Genomic DNA, 21,540 nt, shown 5'->3' on the forward strand with positions numbered 1-21,540 from the left:
GGAGAATGAACCGCTCTGTTTGAATAAAGGCCTACTATGGACAATTATAATGATCAGTACGCGGTGTTCGGTAATCCTATCGGACACAGCCAATCTCCATTTATTCATACCTTATTTGCTCGTCAGACTGAGCAGGCAATGGTCTATACCGCAGAACTCGCGCCTATTGATGGTTTCGTTCCCGCGATGAACGCTTTTTTTGCCGAAGGCGGTAAAGGATGCAACGTGACCGTTCCCTTTAAAGAAGAAGCGTATCAATATGCGGACCGTTTGACCGAGCGAGCTCAATTGGCAGGAGCGGTAAATACACTTAAATATCTAAGTGATGGCGGCATTCTTGGCGATAACACCGATGGCGAAGGGCTTGTTCAAGATTTATTGATGAATCAAGTCCTATTAAAAGACGCGAAGATCCTGCTGATTGGTGCTGGTGGCGCCGCTCGCGGTGTGTTAAAGCCGCTCTTAGATCAACGCCCTAAGCAGATTACCGTGGTCAATCGAACATTAAGTAAAGCCCAACAACTCGCCGAGCAGTTTGGCCCCTATGGCGCAATCAGTGCCTCCCCAATGACAGAGGTCACTGAGCCATTTGACATTATTATTAATTCAACCTCAGCCAGTTTGGAAGGAAAGCTCCCTGAAGTACATGGCAGTGTTGTATCTCAGTCAACGGTGAGTTACGACATGATGTACGGAAAAGGATTAACGGTTTTTAATCAGTGGGCGGTGAATCATGGCTGTGCCAAGACATTCGATGGTCTAGGGATGCTCGTTGGACAAGCAGCAGAGAGTTTTATGCTTTGGCGAGGCTTACGTCCTGGCGCTCGTCAAATACTATTAGAGTTGCGTCGTAACTTAGAAGGGTAACCATGAATCAATCAATCTTGTTTACAGAGATGAAAGTTTGGGATGAGCAACGTCAAAGTGTCGGCTTTACTGCTCAGCAAGGCGGAGCGTTGATAGAATGCTGGATAAGTAAAGCGGGACTTGAAGCCTTATCTCAACGACCAGTATTAGATGGGCCGCAAGCTCTGCAACGATTCGAAGAATGTCGTTTCGATATTGAAGACCTTGCGGAAGAACAAATAGAAGATGAAGCTTACAATGAAGCAGGGGAAATCGAAGTTATGATTTCACTGGCTTAACCGCCGTTAAGAAGGCCTGCTTATTGGCTACATAGTTCTGAGCCGATTGACGTAAGAAAGCCATTTCCTTTTCGGTTAAGACACGAACCTGTTTCACTGGACTTCCGACATACAGGTAACCACTTTGTAATAGTTTACCTGGTGGCACTAAAGACCCAGCACCAATCATGACATCTTCTTGTATGACGGCGCCATCAAGAACAATGGCGCCCATTCCAACTAAAACCCGATCATGGATAGTACACCCGTGTAACATCACCTTATGCCCAACGGTAACGTCATTACCGATAATCAGTGGGTAGCCATCCGGATTCTCTGCGTTTTTATGAGTGACATGCAATACACTGCCATCTTGGATGTTAGTCCGTTTACCAATACGGATATGATTCACGTCGCCGCGAGCAGCTACAAACGGCCAAATGCTGGAATCATCGTCCAGATGAATGTCACCAATAATGACCGCACTCTCGTCGATATAGACCTGATGGCCCAATTGTGGCGCGATACCCTGATAACTTCTTAGCGAACTCATACACATCTCTCTATTCTTTTCTTATTTGATCCCATAATAAGGGGCATTTTTGCTTATAAAAAACACGTTAAGTGTAAAAAACAGCCAAACAAATAAAAAACAGATAAAAACATGAAAAAGCGCTTGCCAATGTGAGCTCGATCTCTATAATGCCACCTCGCTGACACGGGAAAGCTTAATTAAGCATTTCAATTTGTTAGTAAGGGTGTTCAAAAAGCTGAAAAGCTTAAAAAGAAATTTTAAAAAAGTGTTTGACACGAGCTTTAAAATCTATAGAATGGCCGCCTCTTTCGCAGTAACGCCTGTTACTCTGGAAGATAGCTCTTTAACAATTTAAACCTATCAATCTGTGTGGGCACTCGTTGATGATAATCAATAGCTTCTTAGGAAGCACAATTGGTTTCAATGAACTGAGTGACCAAAGCTATTGAGAAACAGCCTTGAGCGGTTTTGATTTTACTTTTTCAAAAGTAGAAATAATAGCGGCACAGTCAATTCATTACCATTCTGTTAGAATGGTAATAGCTTTAAAATTACGTTCATCTTCGGATGAATTTTAGTTTTGAAGTCAGTATTCATTGAGCCACAAAAAACTTTAATTGAAGAGTTTGATCATGGCTCAGATTGAACGCTGGCGGCAGGCCTAACACATGCAAGTCGAGCGGTAACAGAAAGAAAGCTTGCTTTCTTTGCTGACGAGCGGCGGACGGGTGAGTAATGCCTGGGAAATTGCCTTGATGTGGGGGATAACCATTGGAAACGATGGCTAATACCGCATAACGCCTTCGGGCCAAAGAGGGGGACCTTCGGGCCTCTCGCGTCAAGATATGCCCAGGTGAGATTAGCTTGTTGGTGAGGTAAGAGCTCACCAAGGCGACGATCTCTAGCTGGTCTGAGAGGATGATCAGCCACATTGGGACTGAGACACGGCCCAAACTCCTACGGGAGGCAGCAGTGGGGAATATTGCACAATGGGCGCAAGCCTGATGCAGCCATGCCGCGTGTATGAAGAAGGCCTTCGGGTTGTAAAGTACTTTCAGCAGTGAGGAAGGGGTGGTGTTTAATAGACACCATTCTTGACGTTAGCTGCAGAAGAAGCACCGGCTAACTCCGTGCCAGCAGCCGCGGTAATACGGAGGGTGCGAGCGTTAATCGGAATTACTGGGCGTAAAGCGCATGCAGGTGGTCTGTTAAGTCAGATGTGAAAGCCCGAGGCTTAACCTCGGAATAGCATTTGAAACTGGCAGGCTAGAGTACTGTAGAGGGGGGTAGAATTTCAGGTGTAGCGGTGAAATGCGTAGAGATCTGAAGGAATACCAGTGGCGAAGGCGGCCCCCTGGACAGATACTGACACTCAGATGCGAAAGCGTGGGGAGCAAACAGGATTAGATACCCTGGTAGTCCACGCCGTAAACGATGTCTACTTGGAGGTTGTGGCCTTGAGCCGTGGCTTTCGGAGCTAACGCGTTAAGTAGACCGCCTGGGGAGTACGGTCGCAAGATTAAAACTCAAATGAATTGACGGGGGCCCGCACAAGCGGTGGAGCATGTGGTTTAATTCGATGCAACGCGAAGAACCTTACCTACTCTTGACATCCAGAAAACTTTCCAGAGATGGATTGGTGCCTTCGGGAACTCTGAGACAGGTGCTGCATGGCTGTCGTCAGCTCGTGTTGTGAAATGTTGGGTTAAGTCCCGCAACGAGCGCAACCCTTATCCTTGATTGCCAGCACTTCGGGTGGGAACTTCAGGGAGACTGCCGGTGATAAACCGGAGGAAGGTGGGGACGACGTCAAGTCATCATGGCCCTTACGAGTAGGGCTACACACGTGCTACAATGGCGCATACAGAGGGCAGCCAACTTGCGAAAGTGAGCGAATCCCAAAAAGTGCGTCGTAGTCCGGATTGGAGTCTGCAACTCGACTCCATGAAGTCGGAATCGCTAGTAATCGTGGATCAGAATGCCACGGTGAATACGTTCCCGGGCCTTGTACACACCGCCCGTCACACCATGGGAGTGGGCTGCAAAAGAAGCAGGTAGTTTAACCTTCGGGGGGACGCTTGCCACTTTGTGGTTCATGACTGGGGTGAAGTCGTAACAAGGTAGCGCTAGGGGAACCTGGCGCTGGATCACCTCCTTAATACGAAATGATTATTGCGATGAGTGTTCACACAGATTGATATGGTTTAGACAAAGCAAAGAGTATCTTAGTGTCCCGTTCGTCTAGAGGCCTAGGACACCGCCCTTTCACGGCGGTAACAGGGGTTCGACTCCCCTACGGGATACCATTGGGTCGTTAGCTCAGTTGGTAGAGCAGTTGACTTTTAATCAATTGGTCGCAGGTTCGAATCCTGCACGACCCACCATTCCTTCCATGGGAATTAAAATACCATGGGCGATTAGCTCAGTTGGGAGAGCACCTGCCTTACAAGCAGGGGGTCACTGGTTCGAACCCGGTATCGCCCACCACTCTCTAAATATTTTTGGATTCCAATTCCAAACCACTACTAAAACGTGCGTGGTTGGCATTTTTGACGCTGAAAATCTTTAGAAAGTGTATTTTATAAGAAATACTCTGCTCTTTAACAATTTGGAAAGCTGACAAAATACTCTTTTAGAAGAGTATTTGTAAAAGTTCTCAATTATTTCATCTAGTGTTCTAGATGAAATAAACAAAAACACATTCAAGTGTTCTTGGATTCACTGTTTTCAGTGAATATTCAAAATTGAGTCCGGCAATATCGAGTCTGCAACATGTCCTTTTTGTCTTCACTTTTCAAAGTGAAAGCAAAGAGTTATGCAGACAAACCTTGGTGATTTGATTCATCAATCCAAAACTTTTTTGGGTTGTATGGTTAAGTGACTAAGCGTACACGGTGGATGCCTTGGCAGTCAGAGGCGATGAAGGACGTACTAACTTGCGATAAGCGTAGATGAGGCAGTAAGAGCCACTTGAGTCTACGATGTCCGAATGGGGAAACCCACCTGCATAAGCAGGTATCATTAACTGAATACATAGGTTAATGAGGCGAACCGGGAGAACTGAAACATCTAAGTACCCCGAGGAAAAGAAATCAACCGAGATTCTGGAAGTAGCGGCGAGCGAAACCGGATTAGCCCTTAAGCCATTTATGCGTCAGGTGAAGTGTCTGGAAAGGCACGCGATACAGGGTGATAGCCCCGTAACCGGCAACGTATTTGTGGTGAAATCGAGTAAGGCGGGACACGTGATATCCTGTCTGAATATGGGGGGACCATCCTCCAAGGCTAAATACTCCTGACTGACCGATAGTGAACCAGTACCGTGAGGGAAAGGCGAAAAGAACCCCTGTGAGGGGAGTGAAATAGAACCTGAAACCGTGTACGTACAAGCAGTAGGAGCCTCCTTTGTGGGGTGACTGCGTACCTTTTGTATAATGGGTCAGCGACTTATATTCAGTGGCAAGGTTAACCGTTTAGGGGAGCCGTAGGGAAACCGAGTCTTAACTGGGCGCACAGTCTCTGGATATAGACCCGAAACCGAGTGATCTAGCCATGGGCAGGTTGAAGATTGAGTAACATCAATTGGAGGACCGAACCGACTAATGTTGAAAAATTAGCGGATGACTTGTGGCTAGGGGTGAAAGGCCAATCAAACTCGGAGATAGCTGGTTCTCCCCGAAAGCTATTTAGGTAGCGCCTCGGACGAATACTACTGGGGGTAGAGCACTGTTAAGACTAGGGGGTCATCCCGACTTACCAACTCTTTGCAAACTCCGAATACCAGTAAGTACTATCCGGGAGACACACGGCGGGTGCTAACGTCCGTCGTGGAGAGGGAAACAACCCAGACCGCCAGCTAAGGTCCCAAATTATTACTAAGTGGGAAACGATGTGGGAAGGCTCAGACAGCTAGGATGTTGGCTTAGAAGCAGCCATCATTTAAAGAAAGCGTAATAGCTCACTAGTCGAGTCGGCCTGCGCGGAAGATGTAACGGGGCTAAGTAATAAACCGAAGCTGCGGCAATGCGATTTATCGCATTGGGTAGGGGAGCGTTCTGTAAGCCGTTGAAGGTGGATTGAGAAGTCTGCTGGAGGTATCAGAAGTGCGAATGCTGACATGAGTAACGATAATGGGGGTGAAAAACCCCCACGCCGGAAGACCAAGGGTTCCTGTCCAACGTTAATCGGGGCAGGGTAAGTCGACCCCTAAGGCGAGGCTGAAAAGCGTAGTCGATGGGAAACGGGTTAATATTCCCGTACTTCTTACAATTGCGATGGGGGGACGGAGAAGGCTAGGTGGGCCTGGCGATGGTTGTCCAGGTTCAAGTGCGTAGGCTGAGTATTTAGGTAAATCCGGATACTCAAGGCTGAGACACGACGTCGAGCACCTAAGGGTGTGAAGTCATTGATGCCATGCTTCCAGGAAAAGCCTCTAAGCTTCAGATTGTAAGGAATCGTACCCCAAACCGACACAGGTGGTCGGGTAGAGAATACCAAGGCGCTTGAGAGAACTCGGGTGAAGGAACTAGGCAAAATGGTACCGTAACTTCGGGAGAAGGTACGCTCTATATAGGTGAAGAGACTGGCTCTTGGAGCCGAAAAGAGTCGCAGATACCAGGTGGCTGCAACTGTTTATTAAAAACACAGCACTGTGCAAAATCGTAAGATGACGTATACGGTGTGACGCCTGCCCGGTGCCGGAAGGTTAATTGATGGGGTTAGACTTCGGTCGACGCTCTTGATCGAAGCCCCGGTAAACGGCGGCCGTAACTATAACGGTCCTAAGGTAGCGAAATTCCTTGTCGGGTAAGTTCCGACCTGCACGAATGGCGTAATGATGGCCACGCTGTCTCCACCCGAGACTCAGTGAAATTGAAATCGCTGTGAAGATGCAGTGTACCCGCGGCTAGACGGAAAGACCCCGTGAACCTTTACTACAGCTTGGCACTGAACATTGAACCTACATGTGTAGGATAGGTGGGAGGCTTTGATATGCAGACGCTAGTTTGCATGGAGCCGTCTTTGAAATACCACCCTTGTAGTTTTGATGTTCTAACTTGGTTCCCTTATCGGGAATGAGGACAGTGCCTGGTGGGTAGTTTGACTGGGGCGGTCTCCTCCCAAAGAGTAACGGAGGAGCACGAAGGTGGGCTAATCACGGTTGGACATCGTGAGGTTAGTGCAATGGCATAAGCCCGCTTAACTGCGAGAATGACAATTCGAGCAGGTGCGAAAGCAGGTCATAGTGATCCGGTGGTTCTGAATGGAAGGGCCATCGCTCAACGGATAAAAGGTACTCCGGGGATAACAGGCTGATACCGCCCAAGAGTTCATATCGACGGCGGTGTTTGGCACCTCGATGTCGGCTCATCACATCCTGGGGCTGAAGTCGGTCCCAAGGGTATGGCTGTTCGCCATTTAAAGTGGTACGCGAGCTGGGTTTAGAACGTCGTGAGACAGTTCGGTCCCTATCTGCCGTGGGCGTTGGAGAATTGAAAGGGGCTGCTCCTAGTACGAGAGGACCGGAGTGGACGAACCTCTGGTGTTCGGGTTGTGTCGCCAGACGCATTGCCCGGTAGCTAAGTTCGGGATCGATAACCGCTGAAAGCATCTAAGCGGGAAGCGAGCCTTGAGATGAGTTCTCCCTGGCGCTTTAAGCGTCCTAAAGGGTTGTTCGAGACTAGAACGTTGATAGGCAGGGTGTGTAAGCGTTGTGAGGCGTTGAGCTAACCTGTACTAATCGCCCGTGAGGCTTAACCATACAACACCAAAAAGGTTTTGTAACGGACTCAAATGAGTACTTGAGTGTGTGAGAACGGCTTTGTAGAAGCCATAAAAACAGCTTTCCAGATTGCATGAGTATCGCGTAAGCGGTAGTCATAAAGAATTTGCTTGGCGACCATAGCATTTTGGCCCCACCTGATCCCATGCCGAACTCAGAAGTGAAACGAAATAGCGCCGATGGTAGTGTGGGGTTTCCCCATGTGAGAGTAGGTCATCGCCAAGCTTTAATCTCGCTTGCTTGATGAAGAATCAAGCAAGTCACCATAAAGTTTTAAATGTTTAGAATTTTATGTTGACTTTCAAAGTGGGTAGCGTAATATACGCGTCCTGCCTAAGTGCTAACGCACTGAAAGCAAAGCTCTTTAACAATTTAAACCTATCAATCTGTGTGGGCACTCGTTGATGATAATCAATAGCTTCTTAGGAAGCACAATTGGTTTCAATGAACTGAGTGACCAATCGAGATTAACTTTGTTAATCTTGGCACAGTCAATTCATTACCATTCTGTTGGAATGGTAATAGCTTTAAAATTACGTATTTACTTCGGTAAATAACAGTTTTGAAGTCAGTATTCATTGAGCCACAAAAAACTTTAATTGAAGAGTTTGATCATGGCTCAGATTGAACGCTGGCGGCAGGCCTAACACATGCAAGTCGAGCGGTAACAGAAAGAAAGCTTGCTTTCTTTGCTGACGAGCGGCGGACGGGTGAGTAATGCCTGGGAAATTGCCTTGATGTGGGGGATAACCATTGGAAACGATGGCTAATACCGCATAACGCCTTCGGGCCAAAGAGGGGGACCTTCGGGCCTCTCGCGTCAAGATATGCCCAGGTGAGATTAGCTTGTTGGTGAGGTAAGAGCTCACCAAGGCGACGATCTCTAGCTGGTCTGAGAGGATGATCAGCCACATTGGGACTGAGACACGGCCCAAACTCCTACGGGAGGCAGCAGTGGGGAATATTGCACAATGGGCGCAAGCCTGATGCAGCCATGCCGCGTGTATGAAGAAGGCCTTCGGGTTGTAAAGTACTTTCAGCAGTGAGGAAGGGGTGGTGTTTAATAGACACCATTCTTGACGTTAGCTGCAGAAGAAGCACCGGCTAACTCCGTGCCAGCAGCCGCGGTAATACGGAGGGTGCGAGCGTTAATCGGAATTACTGGGCGTAAAGCGCATGCAGGTGGTCTGTTAAGTCAGATGTGAAAGCCCGAGGCTTAACCTTGGAATAGCATTTGAAACTGGCAGGCTAGAGTACTGTAGAGGGGGGTAGAATTTCAGGTGTAGCGGTGAAATGCGTAGAGATCTGAAGGAATACCAGTGGCGAAGGCGGCCCCCTGGACAGATACTGACACTCAGATGCGAAAGCGTGGGGAGCAAACAGGATTAGATACCCTGGTAGTCCACGCCGTAAACGATGTCTACTTGGAGGTTGTGGCCTTGAGCCGTGGTTTTCGGAGCTAACGCGTTAAGTAGACCGCCTGGGGAGTACGGTCGCAAGATTAAAACTCAAATGAATTGACGGGGGCCCGCACAAGCGGTGGAGCATGTGGTTTAATTCGATGCAACGCGAAGAACCTTACCTACTCTTGACATCCAGAGAACTTAGCAGAGATGCTTTGGTGCCTTCGGGAACTCTGAGACAGGTGCTGCATGGCTGTCGTCAGCTCGTGTTGTGAAATGTTGGGTTAAGTCCCGCAACGAGCGCAACCCTTATCCTTGATTGCCAGCACTTCGGGTGGGAACTTCAGGGAGACTGCCGGTGATAAACCGGAGGAAGGTGGGGACGACGTCAAGTCATCATGGCCCTTACGAGTAGGGCTACACACGTGCTACAATGGCGCATACAGAGGGCAGCCAACTTGCGAAAGTGAGCGAATCCCAAAAAGTGCGTCGTAGTCCGGATTGGAGTCTGCAACTCGACTCCATGAAGTCGGAATCGCTAGTAATCGTGGATCAGAATGCCACGGTGAATACGTTCCCGGGCCTTGTACACACCGCCCGTCACACCATGGGAGTGGGCTGCAAAAGAAGCAGGTAGTTTAACCTTCGGGGGGACGCTTGCCACTTTGTGGTTCATGACTGGGGTGAAGTCGTAACAAGGTAGCGCTAGGGGAACCTGGCGCTGGATCACCTCCTTACTACGAATGATTATTGCGATGAGTGTTCACACAGATTGATACGGTTTAGAACGTTAAGAGCACCTTAGTGGGTCTGTAGCTCAGCTGGTTAGAGCGCTCGCCTGATAAGCGGGAGGTCGGTGGTTCAAGTCCACTCAGACCCACCAAAATTTCCAGTAACGGCGTTGTTTATTTCGTCGTGTAGCGAACTACACGTCCTCAATAAACGCCTAGTTCCTGAAAATTTCCACCAAGATGGGGCTATAGCTCAGCTGGGAGAGCGCCTGCCTTGCACGCAGGAGGTCTGCGGTTCGATCCCGCATAGCTCCACCATCTTTAAGCATATTGCTGTGCAGTGTTCTTAAAAATGGTGTCTTTGTAAAAAGATACACATTGCTCTTTAACAATTTGGAAAGCTGACAAAATACTCTTTTAGAAGAGTATTTGTAAAAGTTCTCAATTGTCTGATTGTCTTTTAATAGAACGGTCAGACAAACAAAAACACATTCAAGTGTTCTTGGATTCACTGTTTTTCAGTGAATATTCAAAATTGAGTCCGGCAATATCGAGTCTGCAACATGTCCTTTTTGTCTTCACTTTTCAAAGTGAAAGCAAAGAGTTATGCAGACAAACCTTGGTGATTTGATTCATCAATCCAAAACTTTTTTGGGTTGTATGGTTAAGTGACTAAGCGTACACGGTGGATGCCTTGGCAGTCAGAGGCGATGAAGGACGTACTAACTTGCGATAAGCGTAGATGAGGCAGTAAGAGCCACTTGAGTCTACGATGTCCGAATGGGGAAACCCACCTGCATAAGCAGGTATCATTAACTGAATACATAGGTTAATGAGGCGAACCGGGAGAACTGAAACATCTAAGTACCCCGAGGAAAAGAAATCAACCGAGATTCTGGAAGTAGCGGCGAGCGAAACCGGATTAGCCCTTAAGCCATTTATGCGTCAGGTGAAGTGTCTGGAAAGGCACGCGATACAGGGTGATAGCCCCGTAACCGGCAACGTATTTGTGGTGAAATCGAGTAAGGCGGGACACGTGATATCCTGTCTGAATATGGGGGGACCATCCTCCAAGGCTAAATACTCCTGACTGACCGATAGTGAACCAGTACCGTGAGGGAAAGGCGAAAAGAACCCCTGTGAGGGGAGTGAAATAGAACCTGAAACCGTGTACGTACAAGCAGTAGGAGCCTCCTTTGTGGGGTGACTGCGTACCTTTTGTATAATGGGTCAGCGACTTATATTCAGTGGCAAGGTTAACCGTTTAGGGGAGCCGTAGGGAAACCGAGTCTTAACTGGGCGCACAGTCTCTGGATATAGACCCGAAACCGAGTGATCTAGCCATGGGCAGGTTGAAGATTGAGTAACATCAATTGGAGGACCGAACCGACTAATGTTGAAAAATTAGCGGATGACTTGTGGCTAGGGGTGAAAGGCCAATCAAACTCGGAGATAGCTGGTTCTCCCCGAAAGCTATTTAGGTAGCGCCTCGGACGAATACTACTGGGGGTAGAGCACTGTTAAGACTAGGGGGTCATCCCGACTTACCAACTCTTTGCAAACTCCGAATACCAGTAAGTACTATCCGGGAGACACACGGCGGGTGCTAACGTCCGTCGTGGAGAGGGAAACAACCCAGACCGCCAGCTAAGGTCCCAAATTATTACTAAGTGGGAAACGATGTGGGAAGGCTCAGACAGCTAGGATGTTGGCTTAGAAGCAGCCATCATTTAAAGAAAGCGTAATAGCTCACTAGTCGAGTCGGCCTGCGCGGAAGATGTAACGGGGCTAAGTAATAAACCGAAGCTGCGGCAATGCGATTTATCGCATTGGGTAGGGGAGCGTTCTGTAAGCCGTTGAAGGTGGATTGAGAAGTCTGCTGGAGGTATCAGAAGTGCGAATGCTGACATGAGTAACGATAATGGGGGTGAAAAACCCCCACGCCGGAAGACCAAGGGTTCCTGTCCAACGTTAATCGGGGCAGGGTAAGTCGACCCCTAAGGCGAGGCTGAAAAGCGTAGTCGATGGGAAACGGGTTAATATTCCCGTACTTCTTACAATTGCGATGGGGGGACGGAGAAGGCTAGGTGGGCCTGGCGATGGTTGTCCAGGTTCAAGTGCGTAGGCTGAGTATTTAGGTAAATCCGGATACTCTTAAGGCTGAGACACGACGTCGAGCACCTAAGGGTGTGAAGTCATTGATGCCATGCTTCCAGGAAAAGCCTCTAAGCTTCAGATTGTAAGGAATCGTACCCCAAACCGACACAGGTGGTCGGGTAGAGAATACCAAGGCGCTTGAGAGAACTCGGGTGAAGGAACTAGGCAAAATGGTACCGTAACTTCGGGAGAAGGTACGCTCTATATAGGTGAAGAGACTGGCTCTTGGAGCCGAAAAGAGTCGCAGATACCAGGTGGCTGCAACTGTTTATTAAAAACACAGCACTGTGCAAAATCGTAAGATGACGTATACGGTGTGACGCCTGCCCGGTGCCGGAAGGTTAATTGATGGGGTTAGACTTCGGTCGACGCTCTTGATCGAAGCCCCGGTAAACGGCGGCCGTAACTATAACGGTCCTAAGGTAGCGAAATTCCTTGTCGGGTAAGTTCCGACCTGCACGAATGGCGTAATGATGGCCACGCTGTCTCCACCCGAGACTCAGTGAAATTGAAATCGCTGTGAAGATGCAGTGTACCCGCGGCTAGACGGAAAGACCCCGTGAACCTTTACTACAGCTTGGCACTGAACATTGAACCTACATGTGTAGGATAGGTGGGAGGCTTTGATATGCAGACGCTAGTTTGTATGGAGCCGTCCTTGAAATACCACCCTTGTAGTTTTGATGTTCTAACTTGGTTCCCTTATCGGGAATGAGGACAGTGCCTGGTGGGTAGTTTGACTGGGGCGGTCTCCTCCCAAAGAGTAACGGAGGAGCACGAAGGTGGGCTAATCACGGTTGGACATCGTGAGGTTAGTGCAATGGCATAAGCCCGCTTAACTGCGAGAATGACAATTCGAGCAGGTGCGAAAGCAGGTCATAGTGATCCGGTGGTTCTGAATGGAAGGGCCATCGCTCAACGGATAAAAGGTACTCCGGGGATAACAGGCTGATACCGCCCAAGAGTTCATATCGACGGCGGTGTTTGGCACCTCGATGTCGGCTCATCACATCCTGGGGCTGAAGTCGGTCCCAAGGGTATGGCTGTTCGCCATTTAAAGTGGTACGCGAGCTGGGTTTAGAACGTCGTGAGACAGTTCGGTCCCTATCTGCCGTGGGCGTTGGAGAATTGAAAGGGGCTGCTCCTAGTACGAGAGGACCGGAGTGGACGAACCTCTGGTGTTCGGGTTGTGTCGCCAGACGCATTGCCCGGTAGCTAAGTTCGGGATCGATAACCGCTGAAAGCATCTAAGCGGGAAGCGAGCCTTGAGATGAGTTCTCCCTGGCGCTTTAAGCGTCCTAAAGGGTTGTTCGAGACTAGAACGTTGATAGGCAGGGTGTGTAAGCGTTGTGAGGCGTTGAGCTAACCTGTACTAATCGCCCGTGAGGCTTAACCATACAACACCAAAAAGGTTTTGTAACGGACTCAAATGAGTACTTGAGTGTGTGAGAACGGCTTTGTAAGAAGTTATAAAAACAGCTTTCCAGATTGCATGAGTATCGCGTAAGCGGTAGTCATAAAGAATTTGCTTGGCGACCATAGCATTTTGGAACCACCTGAACCCATGCCGAACTCAGAAGTGAAACGAAATAGCGCCGATGGTAGTGTGGGGCTTCCCCATGTGAGAGTAGGTCATCGCCAAGCTTTAAATATGGATTTATAGTTTTATAACTGTAAATCGACAATTTGTGGAGAGATGGCTGAGTGGTCGAAAGCACCGGTCTTGAAAACCGGCAACCGTTAATAGCGGTTCTAGGGTTCAAATCCCTATCTCTCCGCCACTATTGAAAAAGCCCGCTGAATCATCAGCGGGCTTTTTTTATTTCTATCATTTGAATATTGGTCAATACAAAAATATTGATCAATACAAATGAGTCACGCCCAGTATTTGCTTCGACTATGCCATGACGCTTTATATGTGTTATGTCTTCTATTTCCCTGCACCGTCCAGTTTTTAAGAAAGGTACATTGAATGTATAAACGGCGTTTGTCCTGCTCCTTCATTTCAAATACGCGCAATCACCGTCCACCTTTTGAGTAAAGACCATTAACAGGGTTATCTTTTATTTTTAAATAAAGACGTGATGATGAGATCGGTCTAGCGATATAGCGCTTAAAAAAATGAGTAACAGTGACAATATGTGTTCAATGGAGTATGTTACTGACCTCCATTACCAACATATTTCCTTGTTGTATTTATTTATGTCGAAGAAAACCTGCATCAATATTATTTTATATTCTGTTTTTCTGTGTATCGCTGGCTGTTCTTCAGCACCAGACAGTGTGCCTTTATATGACCACGATTATTGTGGTGTGTCATTAAAGAGACCGACCCAGACGTTATCTCAGTTTACTCAGCCTTTTGCATCCGAAATGCAGGATAAAACGGGTGTGTATGTTCTTGAGCAAGGCGCCGAAGCTATGATGTCTCGTGCTTGGTTGGCTGAACGTGCAGAGAAATCTATCGACGTACAATATTTTATCTTTTCTATCGATAATGTTGGTTTGATTGCGACAGATTATTTAGTTCGGGCCGCAGAGCGCGGGGTCAAAGTTCGAGTTTTAGTGGATGATATTATGTTGGAAGCTCGCGGAGATGAGCTTCTAATGTTAGCGGCCCACCCGAATATCGAGATTAAAATCTATAATCCTAACGCCAATATTGGTAAGAATATTCTTCAAAAGCTGACCACACTCGTGACCGATTTTCATGGTTTGAATCAGCGAATGCATAATAAAGTCTTTCTGGTTGATCAACAGATCGCCATTACCGGTGGACGCAATATTGCCGATGAATACTTTGGTTTCGATCATGACTATAACTTTAGAGACAGAGATGTATTCCTAGCTGGTAAAGCCGTTCACTCAGTAGAAACCTCTTTTGAACAATATTGGCAAAGTAAGCTCAGTGTTTCTGTCGAAAAGCTTGTTGGCCATCAGCCGTATGAAGGAAGCCCTGAATTTTCTCGCTTACACTCCTATGCGTGTAATCCTGATAACTTCAATTTAGAGGTGAGACAAGAGATTGAAGAGGTGCCTGAGACTTTTCATCGTCTTATGAAACAAGGGAAGTTCTTATTTCTCGATCATGTTGAATACGTTGCCGATATCCCGGGCAAGAATGACCACAAGCATTTTCTCAGCGGTGGCAGTCTCACGAAAGATAAATTAGTCGAGCTGGCGGAAAACGCCAAGCATAATATTGTAATACAAACACCGTATTTGGTGACCACCAAGAAAGATAGAGCATTTCTACGTAAATTGGTGAATCGCGGCATCACTATAAAAATTCTTACCAACAGTTTGGCGTCGAATGATAATTTAGAAGCGTTTAGTGGGTATCAACGGAACCGAGCCGCATTGCTAGATACTGGTGTTCAGATATATGAATTTAGACCGGATGCGAAAATTAGGCAGAGGGTCATGTCAGAAAGTATGTATAAACGCTTACCAACCATGCCGATATTTGGTCTTCATGCGAAAACCATGACCATTGATGATCGTATTACGGTGATTGGGACTTATAATTTTGATCCGAGAAGCGCGAATTTAAATACTGAGAGCATTACGATCATTGATTCGCCTAAAATGACACAAGATGTGCAAGCTTCCATGTTAAAAGAAATGGAAACCCAAAATGCATGGCAGGTCACCCGAGATTTTAACCCTGATAGTAAAGTTCGACTCTCTAAACGAATTGGTGTGAAGCTACGCAGAGTGGTTCCGAAAAATATCCTTTAGCATGTTGCCATTACCTTTTCCTAAGGCGACGAGCCATTGCGTTGCGGTTGGATTCTTATGACGACTCACCTTAGCAATGAATGATAGGGGCCGTTATATTGCTCCTTTTTAGATGAGTGAGTGATTACTCGCCAGAAGCTGAGTTCGCCTACGGGGTGACCAACTAAGTCACCAGACTGCTGTGTTTGGTGACCACTTGCCATAAGGCATGCACGAGTGGGTTGTGAAGCTGTGAACGCTGGCAACACACACCAAGCTTGAAAGGTTTGATCGGTGTGATCGGTAAGCGCTGCACTTTGTCTCTGACTGGGCTGTTATTCAATACCACATCTGGCACTAATCCAATGCCACACCCGAGAGCAACCATACTCACTAACGCTTCGTTCCCTGATATCTGCGCATAGATATTGGGTTTAATTCCCATTTTCTTAAACCACTCATTGGCGCGCGTACGCGCTGTCCCCGTTTGCGGCAAAATAAACGGTATTTGACTCCAATCCGGTTGGCTTTTTTGAACTTCTTCCACAAACCCATTGAGTTCTGATGGGCCAATAAATGACAAGGGTAATTCGCTAATCGTACAAAACTCGACGCGTGAAGGCAGTGGGTCAGGCATAGCTGAAATGGCAATATCAACCTCATCGTTTAACACTTTACTGATTGCTAGCGCTGGATCCCCGGTCAGAATGTTGAACTCGATATAGGGATATTTCTGACGGACAGCATCAAGCAGTTCTGGTAAATGACTATAGCTGGCTGTAACGGAACAGAATAAGCGTATTTCGCCCTGTAGCTCATCCTCATGGCGGTGAATGCTTTGCTGGAAGCCTTGCCATTCTTCAACCATACGTTGAGCGATAGGTTTGAGCTGATATCCAGTAGGGGTCAGTGCGACACGCCGGTTATCGCGAATAAATAAGCTATGGCCAATGTCTTGCTCGAGTTTTTGGATCTGTCGACTGAGCGCGGAGGGGCTGATATGTAATGTCGCTGCAGTCTGACTGAAATTTTTACTGTCGCATAAATGGAGAAACAGCGTAAGAGTCTTAATATTCATAGTTTTTCCATGTTGCACTTATTGCAATAACTAGTTGTGAATATATCACTTTAAGCAATCGAAAAGGTGGATTAGTATAAATTTATTCGGTGCCCAATGTTGCGCACCGCCGAAGGAATGTATCGAAGGAGCATCTATCATGGCGAACTATTTTAATACCTTGAATCTACGTGAGAAACTGGATCAGTTAGGCCGTTGTCGTTTTATGGCACGTGAAGAATTTTCGACAGAAGCTGACTATCTGAAAGGTAAAAAGGTCGTCATCGTCGGATGTGGTGCTCAAGGCCTCAACCAAGGTCTGAACATGCGTGATTCTGGATTAGATGTATCCTACGCGTTACGTGAATCTGCGATCTCTGCCCAGCGTCAGTCTTATAAAAATGCGAAAGACAATGGTTTTGCGGTCGGTACTTACGAAGAATTAATTCCTCAAGCGGATCTCGTCGTCAACCTGACACCGGACAAGCAACACAGTAATGTGATTGAGTCAGTGATGCCGTTGATGAAAGAGGGAGCCGCTTTAGGTTACTCACACGGTTTCAACATTGTTGAAGTCGGTATGCAAATCCGTAAAGACATCACGGTTGTCATGGTGGCACCTAAGTGTCCAGGCACCGAAGTTCGTGAAGAATATAAACGTGGCTTTGGTGTGCCGACCTTAATCGCGGTGCACCCAGATAACGATCCTAAGGGTGACGGTTTAGACATCGCAAAAGCGTGGGCGGCCGCGACGGGCGGTCATCGTGCTGGCTGTCTAGAGTCATCGTTTGTTGCAGAAGTAAAATCCGACCTAATGGGCGAGCAAACCATTCTTTGTGGCATGCTACAAGCGGGTTCTATTGTGTGTTACGAAAAAATGGTGGCTGATGGTATCGAACCTGGTTATGCCGGTAAGTTACTTCAGTACGGATGGGAAACCATTACCGAAGCACTGAAGTTTGGTGGCATCACTCACATGATGGATCGCTTATCAAACCCAGCGAAACTGAAAGCGTTTGACCTGTCTGAAGAACTGAAAGAGTTGATGCGCCCACTGTACAACAAACACATGGATGACATCATCTCAGGCCATTTCTCCAGCACAATGATGGCGGATTGGGACAATGATGATGCTGACCTATTACGCTGGCGTGAAGAAACCGCGGATACTGGATTTGAAAACTACCCAGATTCAGAGGTAAAAATCAGTGAGCAGGAATACTTTGATAATGGCATCCTAATGGTTGCGATGATCCGTGCGGGTATCGAGCTGGCATTTGAAGCCATGACCGCTTCGGGCGTGATTGATGAATCGGCTTACTATGAGTCACTGCATGAATTGCCATTGATTGCTAACACGGTAGCGCGTAAGCGTCTATACGAAATGAACGTCGTGATTTCTGATACCGCAGAATACGGCAACTATCTATTCGCCAATGTCGCCACACCGTTGCTACGTGAGAAATTTATGCCGAACGTCTCCACTGACGTCATTGGTAAAGGTTTAAAATCAGATTCGATTCAGGTGGATAATTCTCGCCTGATTGAAGTGAATCATGTACTTCGCACACATCCAGTAGAAGCGGTGGGTGCCAAACTACGTGGTTACATGAAAGACATGAAACGCATCGCTGTTGGCGACTAGTGTCTGGTTAAAATAAAGCAAATATAACATCGTAAAATAAAAGGCTTGGTCACCGTTCGACCAAGCCTTTTTTATGAAATCAAAATATTGTTATTCAGCGGTGTCGTTTTTATCGCTTAATTTCGCTTCAATATCTGCAATTTTCTGTTCCATTTCTGTCAGTTTCTGACGAGTACGCAGTAGGACTTGAGTTTGAACATCAAACTCTTCACGACTGACAACATCGAGTTTTCCGAGTTGTCCTTGGATCACTTGACGTACTTTACTATCAACATCCGCTCCTAACTCTTTAACGGGTTGTGGCATTGAATCATGAATCTGTTTAGCAAGTTGCTCTAATTTTTTTGAATCAAACATGGTCGATACTCCTATCCTGTACTCATTCCATTCTATGCAATTTATACATGAAAGTCGTCCTTATCGTTTAAAAAACCGAGTTATAAAGCACTTAGCGCCTTTGGACGATGAGAGAGCAAAAATTTCTTACAGATGAATTGGTATACCGCCCCTTAAGCCATTATCATAAGCAGCCTTATTTCGATCAAAGAGAGCATTATGAAGCTGAACCCTAGTCAAGACGCAGCCGTTAAATTTGTCTCTGGACCTTGCCTAGTCCTTGCGGGAGCGGGCTCTGGTAAGACACGTGTGATCACCAACAAAATTGCGTATTTGGTTCAGCATTGTGGTTATAAAGCTCGTAACATTGCTGCCGTTACCTTCACCAATAAAGCCGCACGAGAAATGAAAGAGCGGGTTGCGCAAACCTTAGGCAAATCGGAATCGAAAGGCTTATTAGTGTCGACCTTTCACACGCTGGGTTTAAATATCATTCGTCGTGAATACAAGCATCTTGGGCTGAAAGCGGGCTTCTCTCTTTTTGACGATCAAGACCAACTTGCCCTGTTAAAAGAGCTGACAGAAAAGCAAATCGATGGGGATAAAGATCTGCTCCGTCAACTGTTGAGTACCATTTCCAATTGGAAAAACGACATGCTGACCCCTGAGCAAGCCAAAGCGCAGGCGCAAGGTGAACAACAACAGTTATTTGCCTTCTGTTATGAGATGTATCAGGCACAAATGCAGGCCTATAACGCGCTCGATTTTGATGACTTGATACTGATGCCGGTCAAGTTATTGCGTGACAATGACGACGTTCGCTTGAAATGGCAAACTCGTATTCGCTATTTACTCGTCGATGAGTATCAAGATACCAACACCAGTCAATATGAGCTTGTTCGCTTAATTGTGGGAGAGCGCGGCCGGGTGACGGTGGTGGGGGATGATGATCAATCCATCTATTCTTGGCGTGGGGCCAAACCGCAGAATTTGGTCTTACTTGGCGAAGACTATCCTGATCTGCGTTTGATTAAGCTGGAACAGAATTATCGTTCAACCAGCCGTATTTTACGCGCGGCCAATATTTTGATCGCCAATAATCCGCACGTGTATGAAAAAACGTTGTTCTCTGAGATTCCTGATGGCGAAAAGCTCAAAGTATTAATGGCGAAAAACGAAGATCATGAAGCCGAAAGAATCACCGCAGAGATCATTGCGCATAAGTTCCTCAATCGGACGGAGTATCGTCAGTATGCGGTGTTATATCGTGGTAATCACCAGTCACGTCTGCTGGAAAAAAGTTTAATGCAAAACCGGGTTCCCTATAAGATCTCTGGGGGGACGTCATTTTTCGCGCGTTCGGAAATTAAAGATATCATGGCGTATCTACGGATGCTTGTGAACCCTGATGACGACAATGCCTTTTTACGTATTGTGAATACGCCTCGTCGTGAAATCGGGCCGGTGACCTTGGAAAAACTTGGCACTTACTCGAATATGCGAGGCAAAAGTTTATTTGCCGCCAGTTTCGAAATGGGCTTAGAGCAACACTTATCGGGTCGTGGACTAGAGAATCTCCGTCGATTCACGCAATGGCTTGTGACGATCGCTGATAATGCCGAACGCGGAGACTCCGTTGAGGCGGTTCGCTCACTGGTGCGAGATATTCATTATGAAGATTGGTTGCACGAGACATCGGCGAGTCCCAAAGCGGCAGAAATGAGAATGAAAAACGTCTCAGATCTCTACACATGGATTACCAACGATCTGAAAGGGGAAAACCCCGACCAAGAAGAGAAAACACTTAAGGAAGTCGTACAGCGCCTCACATTACGGGATATGATGGAGCGAGACCAAGAAAACGATGATAGCGATGCTGTGCAACTGATGACGCTGCACGCCTCCAAAGGCCTCGAGTTTCCTTATGTCTACCTCATGGGCGCAGAAGAAGGGATTTTGCCCCATCAAACTAGCGTCGATGAAGATAATGTGGATGAAGAACGACGCTTAATGTACGTTGGAATTACCCGGGCGCAGCGCGAGCTGACTTTTACGGTGTGTAAAGAGCGTCGCCAATACGGCGAATTGATCAAACCAACTCAGAGCCGTTTTTTGGATGAATTGCCTTTTGACGATATTGAGTGGGAAGTGAAAAAAAAGCCGGTATCTCAAGAGGAACGGATGGAGAAAGGACAAGCTCACATCGCTAATTTGAGGGCAATGTTTAAAAAGTAGTGAAATGATTTACTTAACGCCTTGAATAGCGTATTTTTACTCATGCCCAATTCAACACGATACAGGATAAGTTTCGGCGGTTAGGTTGAACGAAAACCTTGCGAAAAGTAAATTTATGCTGAGATATGACGCTTATTGACGAAAAACCCGTCAGTTGGCAAAAAAAGTTGAAAAAAGTACTAGACGGCATAGGGGGATATCCGTATTATTCCTCTCCGCCGATAGGGCATGCGCCCGTAGCTCAGCTGGATAGAGCGTTGGCCTCCGGAGCCAAAGGTCGAAGGTTCGAATCCTTTCGGGCGCACCATTGTCCGAAGGTTTATCGGTAGAAAAAATTATGGTGGCTATAGCTCAGTTGGTAGAGTCCCGGATTGTGATTCCGGTTGTCGCGAGTTCGAACCTCGTTAGCCACCCCATTTATTTTTTGGTAAACTCATGGTTGGCTAAAAAGTAAATGCAAAGTCGGTGAATAGCGCAGTTTGGTAGCGCATCTGGTTTGGGACCAGAGGGTCGGGGGTTCGAATCCCTCTTCACCGACCACTATTTCGAGATTTCGCTACAAATAGCGGGGTCTAATAACGGCAAACAGTCGGTTATTGCAAAATTTGATGGTGGCTATAGCTCAGTTGGTAGAGTCCCGGATTGTGATTCCGGTTGTCGCGAGTTCGAACCTCGTTAGCCACCCCATTTATTCAATAAATAAACGCGATTCGTTTATTTATACAACAAGATTCGTCGGTGAATAGCGCAGTTTGGTAGCGCATCTGGTTTGGGACCAGAGGGTCGGGGGTTCGAATCCCTCTTCACCGACCATC

8 protein-coding genes, 11 tRNA genes and 6 rRNA genes are annotated in these 21,540 nt (G+C 47.0%); 22 read left to right on the top strand and 3 right to left on the bottom strand.

The genetic code is table 11. The annotated features are described in order from the left end of the window. Positions 1–36: 36 nt before the first annotated feature. Positions 37–867 (top strand): shikimate dehydrogenase, encoded by an 831-nt coding sequence (aroE, locus tag EAE30_RS05310; RefSeq protein WP_123015066.1) that lies wholly within the window; start codon positions 37–39, stop codon positions 865–867. Between the two features lie 2 nt (positions 868–869). Beyond that, positions 870–1,145 (top strand): DUF1488 family protein, encoded by a 276-nt coding sequence (locus EAE30_RS05315; RefSeq protein ID WP_123015067.1) that lies wholly within the window; start codon positions 870–872, stop codon positions 1,143–1,145. On the opposite strand, the gene EAE30_RS05320 is transcribed toward EAE30_RS05315, so the two are convergent. Beyond that, positions 1,126–1,677 carry a gamma carbonic anhydrase family protein gene (locus EAE30_RS05320; RefSeq protein ID WP_123017265.1) on the bottom strand — a complete coding sequence of 184 codons (552 nt, stop codon included), beginning with the start codon at positions 1,675–1,677 and terminating at the stop codon, positions 1,126–1,128. The two genes, EAE30_RS05315 and EAE30_RS05320, sit on opposite strands and share 20 nt — an antisense overlap. Positions 1,678–2,273: 596 nt before the next feature. Between EAE30_RS05320 and EAE30_RS05325 the strand changes: the two genes are divergently transcribed. From EAE30_RS05325 to EAE30_RS05385, 13 genes are all read left to right on the top strand, one after another. Further along, positions 2,274–3,817, top strand: a 16S ribosomal RNA gene (locus EAE30_RS05325). A 72-nt stretch (positions 3,818–3,889) separates the two neighbouring features. Beyond that, positions 3,890–3,965: transfer RNA gene (locus tag EAE30_RS05330), tRNA-Glu, on the top strand. Positions 3,966–3,967: 2 nt separating this feature from the next. Then, positions 3,968–4,043: transfer RNA gene (locus tag EAE30_RS05335), tRNA-Lys, on the top strand. A 27-nt stretch (positions 4,044–4,070) separates the two neighbouring features. Continuing rightward, positions 4,071–4,146 (top strand) — tRNA-Val (locus EAE30_RS05340). 384 nt (positions 4,147–4,530) lie between these two features. Continuing rightward, positions 4,531–7,420: ribosomal RNA gene (locus EAE30_RS05345) — 23S ribosomal RNA — on the top strand. A 130-nt stretch (positions 7,421–7,550) separates the two neighbouring features. Continuing rightward, positions 7,551–7,666, top strand: a 5S ribosomal RNA gene (gene rrf / locus EAE30_RS05350). 371 nt (positions 7,667–8,037) lie between these two features. After that, a 16S ribosomal RNA gene (locus EAE30_RS05355) occupies positions 8,038–9,581 on the top strand. A 69-nt stretch (positions 9,582–9,650) separates the two neighbouring features. Continuing rightward, positions 9,651–9,727: transfer RNA gene (locus EAE30_RS05360), tRNA-Ile, on the top strand. A gap of 90 nt (positions 9,728–9,817) precedes the next feature. After that, positions 9,818–9,893, top strand: a tRNA-Ala gene (locus tag EAE30_RS05365). 344 nt (positions 9,894–10,237) lie between these two features. Next, positions 10,238–13,129 (top strand): 23S ribosomal RNA (locus tag EAE30_RS05370). Between the two features lie 131 nt (positions 13,130–13,260). Then, a 5S ribosomal RNA gene (gene rrf, locus EAE30_RS05375) occupies positions 13,261–13,376 on the top strand. The 16S, 23S and 5S rRNA genes sit together here with 6 tRNA genes alongside, the layout of an rRNA operon. Positions 13,377–13,422: 46 nt before the next feature. Next, positions 13,423–13,513, top strand: a tRNA-Ser gene (locus EAE30_RS05380). A 421-nt stretch (positions 13,514–13,934) separates the two neighbouring features. Further along, a complete protein-coding gene (locus EAE30_RS05385; RefSeq protein ID WP_123017266.1) occupies positions 13,935–15,473 on the top strand; it encodes a phospholipase D family protein in 1,539 nt (512 codons plus the stop codon). A 163-nt stretch (positions 15,474–15,636) separates the two neighbouring features. Here EAE30_RS05385 and ilvY read toward each other — a convergent pair whose 3' ends face one another. After that, positions 15,637–16,530, bottom strand: coding sequence for an HTH-type transcriptional activator IlvY (gene ilvY, locus EAE30_RS05390; protein ID WP_123015068.1), 894 nt, complete (start codon positions 16,528–16,530; stop codon positions 15,637–15,639). 139 nt (positions 16,531–16,669) lie between these two features. On the opposite strand from ilvY, the gene ilvC reads away from it, so the two are divergent. Then, positions 16,670–18,154, top strand: a complete 1,485-nt coding sequence (gene ilvC, locus EAE30_RS05395; protein WP_123015069.1) for a ketol-acid reductoisomerase — start codon at positions 16,670–16,672, stop codon at positions 18,152–18,154. Between the two features lie 90 nt (positions 18,155–18,244). Here ilvC and ubiK read toward each other — a convergent pair whose 3' ends face one another. Next, positions 18,245–18,511 (bottom strand): ubiquinone biosynthesis accessory factor UbiK, encoded by a 267-nt coding sequence (ubiK, locus tag EAE30_RS05400; RefSeq protein ID WP_123015070.1) that lies wholly within the window; start codon positions 18,509–18,511, stop codon positions 18,245–18,247. A 198-nt stretch (positions 18,512–18,709) separates the two neighbouring features. Between ubiK and rep the strand changes: the two genes are divergently transcribed. The 6 genes from rep to EAE30_RS05430 all read left to right on the top strand — a co-directional run bounded on the left by rep (position 18,710) and on the right by EAE30_RS05430 (position 21,538). Then, positions 18,710–20,725 (top strand): DNA helicase Rep, encoded by a 2,016-nt coding sequence (gene rep, locus EAE30_RS05405; protein WP_123015071.1) that lies wholly within the window; start codon positions 18,710–18,712, stop codon positions 20,723–20,725. A 230-nt stretch (positions 20,726–20,955) separates the two neighbouring features. Next, positions 20,956–21,032, top strand: a tRNA-Arg gene (locus EAE30_RS05410). A 33-nt stretch (positions 21,033–21,065) separates the two neighbouring features. Further along, positions 21,066–21,141 (top strand) — tRNA-His (locus EAE30_RS05415). Between the two features lie 47 nt (positions 21,142–21,188). After that, positions 21,189–21,265 (top strand) — tRNA-Pro (locus EAE30_RS05420). A gap of 71 nt (positions 21,266–21,336) precedes the next feature. Next, positions 21,337–21,412: transfer RNA gene (locus tag EAE30_RS05425), tRNA-His, on the top strand. A 49-nt stretch (positions 21,413–21,461) separates the two neighbouring features. Beyond that, positions 21,462–21,538: transfer RNA gene (locus EAE30_RS05430), tRNA-Pro, on the top strand. The last annotated feature ends 2 nt before the right edge of the window (positions 21,539–21,540 follow it).

It is taken from the genome of Vibrio zhugei (assembly GCF_003716875.1).
Taxonomy (GTDB): Bacteria; Pseudomonadota; Gammaproteobacteria; order Enterobacterales; family Vibrionaceae; genus Vibrio; species Vibrio zhugei.